A 13,146-nucleotide genomic window follows, 5' to 3' on the forward strand; every position below is an offset into this window, starting at 1 on the left:
TCTTCAAAGCCTCACGTCGAGGCTGGACTTGCCAGGCAGCGCCTTGGCCGGCGAGCCGACGTAGATCCGGCCCGGCTCGGTATCGCGCGTGACCAGCGCGCCGGCACCGATCACATTGTCAGGCGCGACTTTCACGTGGTCGTTGAAGGTGGAGTTGACGCCGATGAAGCTGTTCTCGCCGATCTCGCAATAACCCGAAATGACCGCGTGCGAGGCGACGAACACGTTGTCGTGCACGACCGTGCGATGCCCCACGTGGTTGCCGCTCCACAGGATGCAGTTGTTGCCGATGCGCACGAACGGCTGGATCACGTTGCCTTCGAAGATGAAGCTGTTCTCGCCCAGCTCGGCATTGCGCCACACGAAGGCACGCGTGCTGACGTAGGTGACGCAGCGGTAGCCGCGACGTTTCGCATCCAGATAGAGGCGCGTGCGCAGGCGATTGAGCTGGCTGGACGGGATGGCGACAAACACGTCGACCTCTGCCGGCGGGTAATGCGCTTCCAGCGTCTCCCAGGCCACTACGGGGCGACCTGCCAGCGTCGATTGCGAGAGGTATTCGCCTTCGACGCTGAAGGCGACCACGTCGCGGTCGCTGTCGTGTTCGAAGTATTCGCACGCGATCTGCGCGAACTCGCCCGCGCCGATCAGGACTAGCGGCCTAGGCATGCTGCCATGTCCTCGGGATACACGGAGCCTGCGACCTCGCGCAGGAAATCGTCGTAGTCGGTGATGTAGTCGCTGCGGTCGTACAGCTGATCGGCCAGCACCATCAGCACGCAGTCTTCGCTGAAGTCGTACAGCTCGCGCCACACCATGCGGCCGAGCAGCAGGCCCTGCGAGGGATTGTCGAGCACGACTTCCACCGGGCCACTGCCGTCATCCAGCAGGAAGGTGACCGAACCACGCACCGCCACCGCCAGTTGATGCAGATAGCGATGCGCATGCCGGCCCCGATGCACGGCGTCCTTAGTGCCGAAGATGTAGTACACGCGGCGAATCACGAACGGTACGTTGCGCTCCTCTTCCAGGGCGACGAGCATGCCGGCGGCGTCGCCATGCTGCTGCAGCTGGATTCGCTCGATTTCCATGTTCTTGGCCACGCCGTGGGCTTTGAGATGACCGACCTGTTTACCTGAGTGCCGAACGGCCCGCGAAAGGTTGCTTCGCCATCGGCGGTGTCAACGCAGCAACTTCGCTTCGGATTGGTGGCCGTGCGGGAATGAGGAGCGGCCTGCATGGCCACTATTGCCGGATGCAACCTTTCGCGGCTCAACCGGCACCCAGTTACACCAGGCTCTCTACAGCACCGCACGCACGGGCCTCGCTGGGCATGAAGCAAACCATGGGCGATGCATGGAGATCGGCTGGATGGCGGCAACACCCAAAGGCAGTTTGGTGAGGATGAGGACTCGTCGGGCGACGGGTGTCATGGCGCTGTCGCTGGCGGCGCTGCTGGCCGTGACGGGTGGCCTGGGCGGCGTGTTGCTGTGGTCGCCCGGTGCGCACGCGCAGCAGAGTGCCGGCGACAGTGCGGACACATCGCACCAGCCGTCCAGCCGCCTGAGCGAAAGCGACATCGCACGCATGCTGCCATCCACCGACATGGGCGCCGGCGCATCGATGCATCACGACATGCACGCGCACGCATTCGACGACGGCCCCGCCACGCCGTTCGACGCGGCCTCGATCCCGCCGAACCCGCTGGCACCGAGCGCGGACGCGATCGGCGCGAAGAGCTGTGTCGCCTGCCACGCGCTGGAAGGCATCCAGGCCTCGCACAGCCTGCACGTAGCCTCGTTCCGCGCGGGCAGCGCCCGCTCCGGGCCACAGGCCGCCTGCGAGTCCTGTCATGGCCCTGGCTCGGAGCATGCGAAGAACCCCGCCGCGCCCGGCCTGATCATCGCCTACACGCACGATGCGAAGACCCCGATCGAAACCCAGACACGTACCTGCCTGAGCTGCCACGTCGGCGGCGCGCGCCAGCACTGGATCGGCTCGGTGCACCAGGAGCGCGGGCTGTCCTGCACCGACTGCCACAACCCGATGACACGGCAGTCGGCCGAAGGCGTGCTGGCGAACGACTCCATCAACCAGGTGTGCGCAAGCTGCCATCAGGACGTTCGCGCCCAGTTCAACCGCCGCTCGCACATGCCGCTGCCGGAAGGACAGATTTCCTGCGTCGACTGCCACAACCCGCACGGCAGCATCACCGCGCCGCTGCTGAAGACCGACACCGTCAACGAGACCTGCACCACCTGCCACGCCGAGAAACGCGGTCCATTCCTGTTCGAACACGCGCCGGTCGGCGAGAACTGCCTCAACTGTCACGCCCCGCACGGCTCGAACCAGGAAAGCCTGCTGGTGCTGCCGGTACCGATGTTGTGCCAGCAGTGCCACACCAACAGCGACCACCCGAACGATCTGCTGACGCGTCAGAACCTGCGCAACGGGCTGGCGCCGGACGAGCGCGTGATGGGGCGCAGCTGCCTGAGCTGCCACAGCAATATCCACGGCTCGAACAACCCCAGCGGTGCCAAGTTCCACCAGTGAACGAATCAGGCGAAGGCCGAGCGATGCTGAAGCGTAAACCTCTGACTGCGCTGCTGGGCCTGGCACTTGGCGTGGTCGGCCCCTTGCCGTTGCTGGCGCAGAGCGATGCCAGCGACAGCCAGCGCGTGGGCAATATCCAGTTCGGCAACAGTCTCGACCCCACCGGCTGGGGCGTGTTCGCCACGCCCGATCCGGCCGGCATGTCCTGGCTGCATGCCGGCCAGCTGCGCACACCGACCGGCATGCTCTATCCCTACCCTCACCAGATACCCGACGCGGCCCCGCTCGGCGCGGGCGACTGGACTTATACGGGGCTGGCCGAGTTCGGCTATCTCCACCTCAGCGGCGATCGCAACGACGAATTCCTCCGCATGTATTCGGGCTGGAACAACGGTGCCGCGCTGGGCATGCTCGCGCTCTCCGCGCAGAACCGCACGACCGGCCAGTACGTGGATTTCCGCGGCAGCCGGATCAGCAGTCAGGACCAGTACTACCGCCTGCGCGCCGGTCGTTACGGCGATTACCACATCGAGGCGTTCTATCGCGATATCCCGCACACCCTGAGCACCACGGCCTATCCGCTGTGGAATGGCGTGGGTTCGACCGACCTGACCCTGCCGAACGGTCTTGCCACCGGCAGCACGCCGGCCCAGGTGCAGGCCGCGGAAGCGAACCGGCCACGTCGAACCTTGTCGGTGACGCGCCAGAGCGAGGGCGTCAGCTGGGAGGGTGCGCTGACCCGGAACTGGATCGGTTACGCCGGCGTGACCAACGAGAAACGCACCGGCGACCGCGACTGGGGCGGCCCGATGTACCTGACCTATTTCTTCGTGGCTCCAGGCCCCGGCGGCCCGGGCACGCCGAGCATCCCGGGCACGTTCGGCGGCCAGTACGACACGGTGCGGCCGGTCGACTTCACCACCACCGACGTCAACCTCGGCCTGCGCAACAAGGGCGGTGCCTCGGGCTGGCTGCTCAACTTCACCCTGACTGGCTCGTTCTTCCGCGACCACAAGAGCACGCTGGACTACGCCGTGCCTTTTGCCGTGGCGCCGGGCTCCACTTCCGTGGTCACCGGCGGCACCTGGTCGCTGGAGCCGGACAACAATTACTACAACGTGCGGCTGGAGGCCTCGCATCCGCTGAAGTTCTGGCGCGGCCAGCTCTCTGTTTCGGCAGCCTACAGCAGCATGCGGCAGAACGATGCACTGCAGGCGCCGCTCAACCCGTTGTATTGCCCGAGCGGGCAGTTCCTCGGCACGACCGGTATTGCCTGCGCGGACTGGAACACCACGGCCGCGCTGTCGCGGCAGGACGGCGATGCGCGCATCGATAGCGGCCTGCTGAACCTGCGCGTGGATTTCCGGCCCACCGCGAAGCTCAGCTGGCACGCCAACCTGCGTCAACGCGACGAAAACAACATGACGCGCTACACCATGTACAACCCGTTGACCGGACAGTACGGCTATGTGCCCGAGAACGGTGCGGAGCCGATCGTCACCGGCGGCACCGAGTTGTTCCAACCAGGCAGCCCGCTGTACCAGTCGAACTTCGCGCAGATAAGCAACATCCCCTTCAGCTACGACGACCGCAAGACGGAACTGGGCGGCAGCTACCGGATCAACCGGAACAACACGCTGAGCGCAAGCTACCTGCTCGACCATCAGACACCACATCCGCGCGAACGCACCTATATCAACGACCAGCACGTCAAGCTGGGCTGGGACACCCGATCGCTCGGCAACGCCACCCTGCGTCTCAGCTACGAATACCAGAAGCGCAGTGGCGGCCCCTACAACCCCGACCCGTATCTCGCCGCGTATTCGCCATCGATGCCGGGATACCTGCTGCCCGCGGTTGGCTATACCGCGTTCACCGTCGCCCAAATGTACAAGTACGACATGAGCAACCTCGAGGCGAGCAAGCTCAAGGCGATCCTGACCAAGCCGCTGGGTACCACGGCCACCTTCACCGCCACGCTGTATGGCAACCGCCTTCGTTATGGAGCGGATATCGGACGGCAGTCCTACGACACGACCGGCGCCGACGTTGCCTGGGACTGGGAGCCGACGGCGGCGACGTCGATGAGTGTCCATGCAGGCATCGAATCGAGCCGGCTCAAGCAGGGCAACGTCAATGACAACGAGGCGCTGACCTTCTCCTCGCCGGACCAGGCCGACATGCAATTCGGCGGCCCGTTTTTCCCGTATGCGAATTTCTGGACGGCGACCGACAACGAGCGCGACGTCGACGCCGGCGCACATTTCAACCACGTCTTCTCGCCGCGCGTCCGGCTCGATCTCAGCTACGACTACACCTACTCGCGCGGCCTCAACAGCTACGACTACGCCAGCCTGGCGGCGATTTCCACGGTGTACCGATCGATCCTGACCGCGGCGACTATCGGCAACAGTTTCCCCGCCAATGTCTATCGCATGCAGACGCTCACCGCCAATCTGAATCTGGCGCTGAACCGGAGAGTGGGCATGCGCCTGTATGGGAAATACGAGTTCGGCAACCACGCCGACTGGAACTACGCCGGCTTCAACACGCCTGCCGACCTCATCGTGGGCAACCGCGTGTTCACCGAACTGGGGCCACAGCCGCACTGGCATGCCTTGCTGGTGGGTGCCTTCGTGACCGTGAAGCTCTGAGGGGGAACGCCGCCATGTCTTCCATGCACCGTGTTCTCTCTCTGGCAGCGGCCGCCGTGATCCTGTCGATGCCGGTGTTTTCCACCGCGGCGTCCGATGCTGCCGCCACGCCCAGGCCAGCAGCATGGACCGACCTGCGCCAGCAGCAGCCGATCACCGGCGATGCTCAAGCCGGCCTCGCAAAATCAGCCGTATGCGCGGCCTGCCACGGGCCGCAGGGCTTGGCTATCGCGCCGAATTTCCCGAACCTGGCCGGACAGTCGGCGACCTATCTCTATGTGCAATTGAAGACCCTCAAGAATGGCCAGCGCAGCGACCCGATCATGGGCGGTCAGGCCGCCGCATTGAGCGATGCAGACATGCGAAACCTGGCCGCGTATTACTCCTCGCTGCCGCCAAAGCCGAGTGGCCACGCCGACGCCGTCTCACGTGGAGAACAGATCTTCCTCAACGGCGACCCGACCCGTGGCGTGCCGCCCTGCCAGGGTTGCCACGGCCCGACCGGGCAGGGCCCACGCGTTTACTCTAGCGATGCACCGAAGCCACCCTGGTCGACTTTCCCGCGACTGCACGGACAATCGGCGCTCTACGTAACCAAGGCGCTGGGCGATTTCAGCAGCGGTGCGCGCAGCGGCACCAGCAACGCGCTGATCATGCACGGCGTGGCGCAGACGCTCGGCGATGCGGATATACAGGCACTGTCGACCTACATCGCAACGCAGTGAGCAGGCAATGTTTCCAGAGCCGGCAGCGTGCCCAGGATGGAGAGCCCTCCGGCTGGCCCGGCTACACTCCACGCTATTCTGTCCGCTCCCACGGCGCGGTTTTGAACGTCATAAACAGGTAGGCGCCATGGCTGAGCATCACCCACTCCGGGGCAAAGTCAGGCTGCACCACTGTGCCCCTGGCATCCGGGGGGCTGCTGTCGCCAGCATCCGCCATGGCCTCATGTCATTGGCCATGGCGGCATGTCTTTCCATGCCGCTGCATGCTCAATCAACCAGCTTCAACGGCACCGTGGCACTCAGCTCGCAGTTGGTTGACCGGGGCCAGGCGATTACTGGCGACACACCCATCTTGCAGGGAGCCGCCTCCTGGACCTTTCCGACCGAGGACACTGCATCCCAGACCCTTCCATCAGGTTGGTCGCTGGGCCTGTCGGGAAGTACGGAAGTGCGTTCGCCAAGCCGCCTGGTGGAAGCCCTGGTCCAGGCATCCCGCTATTGGTCTCTTTCAAGCGACTGGCAGATGCAGGTGAGCCTGCTCTACTACCGATATCCCGGCAGCAACGGCAGCTCAAGAACCTTTGATCGAGCCGAAGCGGGGGTCAACTGGAGCTACCGGGATGTGCTGACTTTCGGCCTGTCGGCCATCCACGTCATCGGCGCCAAGACCCAACAGCCGCGTGGTGCTGCCGACATCAATCTCCATTGGCCATTGACGCGGCACTTCTCCCTTTCCGCCGGTGCGGGCATCACCCAATCCCTCACGGCTCCCTATAGCCCCTACCATCATGTTTACACCGACTCCTACACCGACCACACCGGCTCCGCCCGCGCAAATCACTACAGCTACGGCCACGCGGGGCTATTGTGGAATAGTGGACCCTGGCAGATGGAACTCGACCGGATCGTGGCAGCGCCGGAAACACAGCAGCAATGGGCCAATCTGGATACCTCATCCTGGGTCGCCACGATTTCGTGGTCTTTTTGAGCCACAGGCAACCTTTTGGGGTTGATACAGTACTTACGTAGCGAACCCACCGCAGTCCGATCACTTCCACCGAGCCATGAACGACGACGATATCGACGCTGACGTCACCGACCGCATGCTGCTGCAACGCATGTCGACGGGTGATCGCGCCGCGCTGAGCGTGCTCTATCGCAGCTATCACGGCAGGTTGTGCCGCTTCCTGTCCCGCTTGACACGGCGCCCCGACGTCATCGAAGAAGTCATCAATGACTGCTTCTGGGTCGCCTGGCAGAAAGCCGGCAGCTTCCATGGCGACTCACGTGTTTCCACGTGGCTGATGGGCATTGCCTATCGTTGTGGGCTGAAGGCGCTGCGGCAACACGGTGACGAGCCGGTCGAAGACGACCCCCGGTCGGAACAGCGCACCCCTGAGCATGATCTGGATGAAGATCGCGAGTTGCGCGACTGGCTGAGCAAGGGGCTCGATCATCTGTCCGCGGATCAACGCGTGGTGATCGAACTGGTCTATGGCGTGGGTCATACCCTGGACGATGTTGCCGTCATCATGCAGTGCCCCGTAGGCACGGTGAAGGCACGTCTCTTCCACGCGCGCGTCAAGCTGCGCAACGTGCTTCCAGCGCTGGCAGGCAACTCGCCCAAGCACAAGGAGAACGCGCCATGACGTTCCCGAAGCATTCCGGCCGCGACTGCGTCCGTGCCTGGGACACGATGCCCTGGGTACTGCAGAACAGTGCCACGCACGAGCAAGGCGAATGGCTGGAAGGTCACTTGGCGCAGTGCGAGTCGTGCCGTACCGAATTCGCGCAACAAAGTCGTTTGCGGCAAGCCCTGTCGCTGCCCACGGATATTTCAATCGACGCGAATGTCGGATTGAGGCGCTTGCTGGGTCGCCTCGATACGCCGGATGCCGAGGAGGCGCCGTATCGTTCGCGATCGCGAAACTGGCTGAGTCGGGCGCTGGTCGCCGTGGTGCTGATCCAGGCGCTCAGTATCGGTGCCTTGGGCGTGAAGTTGTGGTCGACCGGCGGCAGTCCTGTGTATCGCACACTCAGTCAAGAGTCCGCGCCTGCAGCCCCCGGCACAATCCGTGTCGTGCCTGATGCGGCCATGACGGTGGCCGACTGGAACGCACTACTGCATGCCCTTCGATTGCAGGTCGTTGCTGGTCCCAACGATGTGGGTGCCTACACGGTCGCGCCCACGAGCTCCACCTCAACGACTCATGCGTTGCAGCAGCTGCGCGCCACTCGCGGCATCCGCCTCGCGGAGCCCGTTGCCGTCACACCATGAAATGCGGCTTCCTCACCCTTGTCGCAGTCGCGGCTTTGAGCGCGTGCGCGTCCTCGCGCCTCATGGCGTCCCCGGACAGCCACGCCAATCTCGGCCACGCATCGACCACCAGCGTGTCCTCGATGAACAGCCAGCGCGACATCGTGCTGGCTGTCGCCAACCCGCTTGAGTCACCCTCCACCAACGCCGGCTCCAGCTTGCTGGGTTACGCCGCACCAAGGTATTACGGCGCGGGTCAGCGCGCGGCCTCCACGCTGGCGGCGTTGAAGAAAAGTTACGGACTGCGCGAACTCACCGGTTGGCCGATCAAGGCCCTCGGCGTGTACTGCGTCGTGTTCGAGCCACCTTCCGGCATGACCCAGGATGCCTTGCTCAAGGCGCTCGCCAAGGACGATCGCGTGCAACTTGCGCAGCCACTGAACGAGTATTCCGTCTACTCGGAAGGACCCCGGGCCGCGCACCCGTACAACGATCCTTACGTCAATCTCCAGCGCGGCTTCGTCGAAACCGACGCCGCCCTCGCGCAAAACATCAGCCAGGGCAATGGAGTACATGTCGCGATCATCGATACAGGCGTCGACATGACGCATCTCGATCTGCAGGGGCGCATCCGTGATGCGCACAACCTGGTTGATGACGATGCGTCGGCCTTCAATCGCGACAGCCACGGCACGGAAGTCGCGGGTGTCGTCGCTGCAGATGCCGACAATCATCAGGGGATCGTGGGGATCGCGCCCAAGGCCATACTGAGCGTTTACAAGGCATGCTGGTATCAGCCGGCTCCAAACGCCGGCGCGCGCTGCAACTCGTTCACCCTCGCCAAAGCGCTGGCGGCAGTTCTTGATACAAATGTCCGTATCATCAATCTGAGCCTGGGTGGCCCACCAGATCCGCTGCTCAATATGTTGCTTGCCAAGTTGCTGAGCCAGAACCGCATCGTGATCGCGGCGATGCCGCCGGATGGAACCCTCGACGGGTTTCCCAACAACGTGCCAGGGGTCATTGTCGTTCGCGTAAATGGCGCATCGACTGCAGCGTCCGGTGTCTTGAGCGCCCCAGGAAACGACATTCTGACGACCCAGCCCGGCGGGGGATATGACTTCACTTCCGGATCATCCATGGCTGCCGCGCATGTGAGCGGCATTGCCGCTTTATTGCTGTCCCTCGCACCGAATCTGGATGCGCGCACGGTCCATGGTCTTTTGCTACGCAGCAGCAAAGTCTCCGATGGGACGCTCCAGGTAAACGCAGCAGCAGCAGTGACGGCACTCCGCAGTACACAGAAAGCTACTCCTTGAGCTGAATTGCTCACCTGATGTTGAATTTCGTGGCTCAGACGATTCAACAGGACGCCCACGACGCGGCATCGGCCCGATGCCTGATGTAGCTGCCCAACCACCGTTGCATCCGGCTGGTGCACGGGACCGAGTGGGCATGGATGGCGCTGAGATGTCGATGCTTTTCGACACTGGCACCAGTGACATCCAGCGCTCCGGCGCCCGAGTCGGCGCCATCGTCATCTCGCGCGCGTATCACCAATTCGCTTCGATCAACTCATGCGCCACCCCGCACTTCACTGTGAAATGGCGGTTGGCGAGCCTACCCTGTCTCGATCGAGGCCAGTCTGCGTGCAGACGGTTTCCACCCGGATCTCGGCACGGACGTGGTGCATTCGTCGAAGGGGGCCAAGGCTATGGAATGCTTCGCAAATTCAAAGCTGAAAGTTGCAACATGAAAATGTAGACGTAAGATGTCTGATCGCTGGCTTGCCCATGGAAACCACCCTATGTCGCGCTTAAAAGTCGTTGTTCTTTCCTTTATCGTCTGCGCCAACTTTTACGTGCCAGCCATGGCGAATACGGGCCTTAATGGAATCGTCAGGGCCGTGACCGTGCTGGACACGAATTTCGATATCGCCGACAAAAACCATGACGGTTTGCTGAGCCGGGAAGAAGCCGCCAATGGCAATGTTTCATTCATCGCGAAGAACTTCGATGCCATAGATGGCCGGCACCGCGGTCTGGTATCGAAAGACGAGGTACATGACTTCATCAAGAAGTTGCTGATGCGTGACCAGCACCCTCCGGCATCGGCATCCACGCAGCGCTGAAGGCAGCCCGGTCACACGCTGCAACATGCGAAATCCTTGCTCCCGAAAGAGTACGGCATTTGTCATCCAACGCCATTGATATCTGCGCACGATCGAGGCCGGAAAATGCGGCACAGGGTACGGGGCGCATGATCATCGCGCCTTGGCCCAGGGATCGAAGGGGAAGTCCGCCTGCATCCGCAGGAAGATGGGCATTGCCCTCGAAAGAATGCCGGAGTGGCGCGGCCACGTCATGGTTAAACGCACATGACGAACCAGGGGGATGGGAAATGGTGCGCCCGGCGGGATTCGAACCCACGACCACCGCCTTCGGAGGGCGGTACTCTATCCAGCTGAGCTACAGGCGCATTGTGTGATCGCACGCGGGTTGGCCGATGGCTGGCACCGCGGGGAGCGGAAGTATAGCCGAGTTCGCTGCGGTGGGCTGACATGCACGGCTGCCTTGGCGCCGGGGGATTTCGTGCAAGCCGGGGCGGAGCAATGCTTTTCTTCGAGTGGCTCCCGGGGAGCACTGGCCCCTCACCTCAACCCTCTCCCCGCAGGGGAGAGGAGGCGACGGCAGGCGGCGCGTCGTTTTGTTGAGGCGCGCGCACCGGCCCCTCATCCCAACCTTCTCCCCGGTGGGGAGAAGGGGCGAACGCGAAAAGCGCTTTATTTCATTGGCGCGGCTTCAGCAGCTCGGCCAGGGTGTCGGGCCTGCTGGTGTCGCGCACCAGGTGCGGGTACTTCAGGCCGCCGTGGTAGTCGATGCGCACGGTCTTGTACTCGTTGAAGTTCTTCACCAGCAGTTCGATGGCCTGGTTGTGGTCTTTCGCCGCGGCAGTGACCGCATCCTTGAGCTCGTCGGCATCGTAGTCGTGGCCGTTCACCGCGATCACGCTCATGCCGGGCGAGATGCCGACCTTGAACGCGGGGCTGTCCCACAACACGTCGCCGATGCTGCCATCCTTGCTGATCGACAGGCCCAGTGAATAGGTGAGGTCGGCATGGTGGCGGCGCGCCTCGACCGCCTTCACCGCGTCGGACGGCTGGTCGGTGTAGACCAGCTTCCAGCCGTGCGAAGCGATGCCGCCGGTCAGCGGGCCATGGCCATCCAGGCGCGTGCGCAGGTAGCCGGCCCAGTCGAACGGGGCGATGTCGTCGAGGGTCTTCACCACGTCCTCGAAGGTGTAGGTGTCGACATCCCACTTGCCGGGATTGACGCCGAAGAACGCCCTGGCGAAATCGTCGATGGAATGCTTGCCGTGGCTGAGTTCGCGCAACTTGCCGTCGACGTCCAGCCAGATCAGCTGGCCGGCGGAGTAGTAGTCCTCGCTGCCCTGGTAATTGCGGTACGGCAACGGTGCGCGCTGGGCGATGGTCGGGTCGTTGGTGGTGTCCTGCACGTTGCGCCAGCTGGCCAGGCCCGGGCGACCGCGGTCGTAGGTCGCGGCCACATAGGCCCACATGTCGTGACTCTGGGCGGTATCCCACAGGCCCGAACGCTGCGCCATCACGTAGCCCCAGAACTGGGTCTGACCCTCGTACACCCACAGCAGGGTGTCACTCATCGGCACGTTGTAGTTCGGCGTGTACAGGTCGGCGCCGCGGCGGTACTTGCCGTCCCAGGAATGGTTGAACTCGTGCGAGAACAAGTCGCGGCTCAGCGCGTTTTTCTTCCATTCGGTGAAGAAATCGGCCGAGGTGCCGTCCTCGCTGGAACGATGGTGCTCAAGGCCGTTGCCGCTCATCTTGTCGCTGAGCGAGACCAGGAAGTCGTAGTGGTCGTAGTGGTGCGCGCCGTACAGCTTGTACATCTGCTGCACCAGATTGCGGAACGGCTGCAGCTGTTCGGGCTTCACCTCCAGGTACTTCGGGGCATCGGCGACGATGTCCATGTGCACCGGCGCCTTGGCGCCCGGATCCAGGTCCAGCCGCTTGAAGTACTTGCCGGCATAAATCGGCGAGTCGACCAGGTTTTCGTAGTCGATCGGCCTGAAGTGGATCGTGTCGCCATCCTTCGATGCCACCTCCAGCGCGGTGCCGGCCTGCCAGCCGGCAGGCAGCTTCACGCTGGCTTCGGTGTTGATCTGGTTGGCGTAATGGCCGGCCGGGTACAGGGTGACGGCGTTCCACTGCAGGTTGAGCATTTCGGGCGTCATCACCACCCGCCCCTCGCGCCGGTCCTGCGGCGACAGGAACTGGAATTGCGCTTCCACCTGGGTCGCCCCTTGCGGCACCTCGACGTGGAAGGCGTAGACGTTCAGCGGGTCGCGCTGCCACGCCAGCGTCTTGCCGTTGGCGGTGATCACCAGGCCGGCCAGCTTGTCGATCGGGCCGGTCGGCGAGTGATTGCCCGGGATCCACTGCGGATACAGCAGGGTCAGCGGGCCCGGCTTGGCCGGAATCACCTCGTGCACGCGGAAGATGCGATGGGCCAGGTCGGTGGCGTCCACCGTGATCTTCAAGCTGCCCTGGTACGGCACATTCTGCGGTGCCGGGACATCGGCAATCGCGCTGAAACTGGCCAGGGCGAAGGCGCTGGCGGCGAGGGCGGCGGCGAGACGGGTGAATTTCAAAAGGGACTCCAGAGGAAAGACGAAGGGGCGCCGCGGCGCCGATGACGCTGGTATCGCAGGCATCGGCGACCCCGCCGACGGCCGAAAGGGCGGGCTGGCGCGGACCTTGCCGCACCACGAAATACCCGGCGGGGTTCCCGATGCTAGTGGGGAGGGCCCGCACGAAACCCCTGCCGAAGGTCATGCCGGGGGCGCCGCGAGCGGCCGACCAATCAGGCGCGACCTCTTGGCATCTATCGTGCATCACTTGGCCAACATCCCAGCCACC

General features: G+C 63.6%; 11 protein-coding genes and 1 tRNA gene. 8 read left to right on the top strand and 4 right to left on the bottom strand.

Annotated elements, in window-relative coordinates; genetic code table 11:
- Positions 1-3: 3 nt before the first annotated feature.
- The gene (locus B0E47_RS04130; protein ID WP_077512743.1) at positions 4-669 is read right to left on the bottom strand and encodes an acetyltransferase; all 666 of its coding nucleotides are present in this window, start codon (positions 667-669) and stop codon (positions 4-6) included.
- A complete protein-coding gene (locus B0E47_RS04135) occupies positions 654-1,091 on the bottom strand; it encodes an FdtA/QdtA family cupin domain-containing protein (RefSeq protein WP_077512744.1) in 438 nt (145 codons plus the stop codon). The genes B0E47_RS04130 and B0E47_RS04135 overlap by 16 nt, the downstream gene beginning before the upstream one ends.
- A 340-nt stretch (positions 1,092-1,431) precedes the next feature.
- Here B0E47_RS04135 and B0E47_RS04140 point away from each other — a divergent pair, with 340 nt between their 5' ends.
- The 8 genes from B0E47_RS04140 (at position 1,432) to B0E47_RS04175 (ending at position 10,320) form a co-directional block, all read left to right on the top strand.
- Complete coding sequence (locus tag B0E47_RS04140) at positions 1,432-2,553, top strand: DmsE family decaheme c-type cytochrome (protein ID WP_139351323.1); 1,122 nt, start codon at positions 1,432-1,434, stop codon at positions 2,551-2,553.
- A 23-nt stretch (positions 2,554-2,576) separates the two neighbouring features.
- The gene (locus B0E47_RS04145) at positions 2,577-5,207 is read left to right on the top strand and encodes an MtrB/PioB family outer membrane beta-barrel protein (RefSeq protein WP_077512745.1); all 2,631 of its coding nucleotides are present in this window, start codon (positions 2,577-2,579) and stop codon (positions 5,205-5,207) included.
- A 14-nt stretch (positions 5,208-5,221) separates the two neighbouring features.
- On the top strand, positions 5,222-5,932 hold the full coding sequence (locus tag B0E47_RS04150; protein ID WP_254422796.1) for a c-type cytochrome: 711 nt from the start codon (positions 5,222-5,224) through the stop codon (positions 5,930-5,932).
- A 127-nt stretch (positions 5,933-6,059) separates the two neighbouring features.
- Positions 6,060-6,920 (top strand): hypothetical protein, encoded by an 861-nt coding sequence (locus tag B0E47_RS04155; protein WP_254422797.1) that lies wholly within the window; start codon positions 6,060-6,062, stop codon positions 6,918-6,920.
- Positions 6,921-6,996: 76 nt separating this feature from the next.
- The gene (locus B0E47_RS04160; protein ID WP_077512748.1) at positions 6,997-7,581 is read left to right on the top strand and encodes a sigma-70 family RNA polymerase sigma factor; all 585 of its coding nucleotides are present in this window, start codon (positions 6,997-6,999) and stop codon (positions 7,579-7,581) included.
- On the top strand, positions 7,578-8,210 hold the full coding sequence (locus B0E47_RS04165) for a hypothetical protein (protein ID WP_077512749.1): 633 nt from the start codon (positions 7,578-7,580) through the stop codon (positions 8,208-8,210). The genes B0E47_RS04160 and B0E47_RS04165 overlap by 4 nt, the downstream gene beginning before the upstream one ends.
- Positions 8,207-9,508, top strand: a complete 1,302-nt coding sequence (locus B0E47_RS04170) for a S8 family serine peptidase (protein WP_077512750.1) — start codon at positions 8,207-8,209, stop codon at positions 9,506-9,508. The genes B0E47_RS04165 and B0E47_RS04170 overlap by 4 nt, the downstream gene beginning before the upstream one ends.
- A gap of 452 nt (positions 9,509-9,960) precedes the next feature.
- Positions 9,961-10,320 (top strand): hypothetical protein, encoded by a 360-nt coding sequence (locus B0E47_RS04175; RefSeq protein WP_139351324.1) that lies wholly within the window; start codon positions 9,961-9,963, stop codon positions 10,318-10,320.
- A gap of 270 nt (positions 10,321-10,590) precedes the next feature.
- Here B0E47_RS04175 and B0E47_RS04180 read toward each other — a convergent pair.
- Both B0E47_RS04180 and B0E47_RS04185 read right to left on the bottom strand, forming a co-directional pair.
- Positions 10,591-10,667 (bottom strand) — tRNA-Arg (locus B0E47_RS04180).
- Between the two features lie 309 nt (positions 10,668-10,976).
- Positions 10,977-12,878 carry a M61 family metallopeptidase gene (locus tag B0E47_RS04185; RefSeq protein ID WP_077512752.1) on the bottom strand — a complete coding sequence of 634 codons (1,902 nt, stop codon included), beginning with the start codon at positions 12,876-12,878 and terminating at the stop codon, positions 10,977-10,979.
- Positions 12,879-13,146: the final 268 nt, after the last annotated feature.

It is taken from the genome of Rhodanobacter sp. B05 (genome assembly GCF_002001085.1).
Lineage (GTDB): Bacteria > Pseudomonadota > Gammaproteobacteria > Xanthomonadales > Rhodanobacteraceae > Rhodanobacter.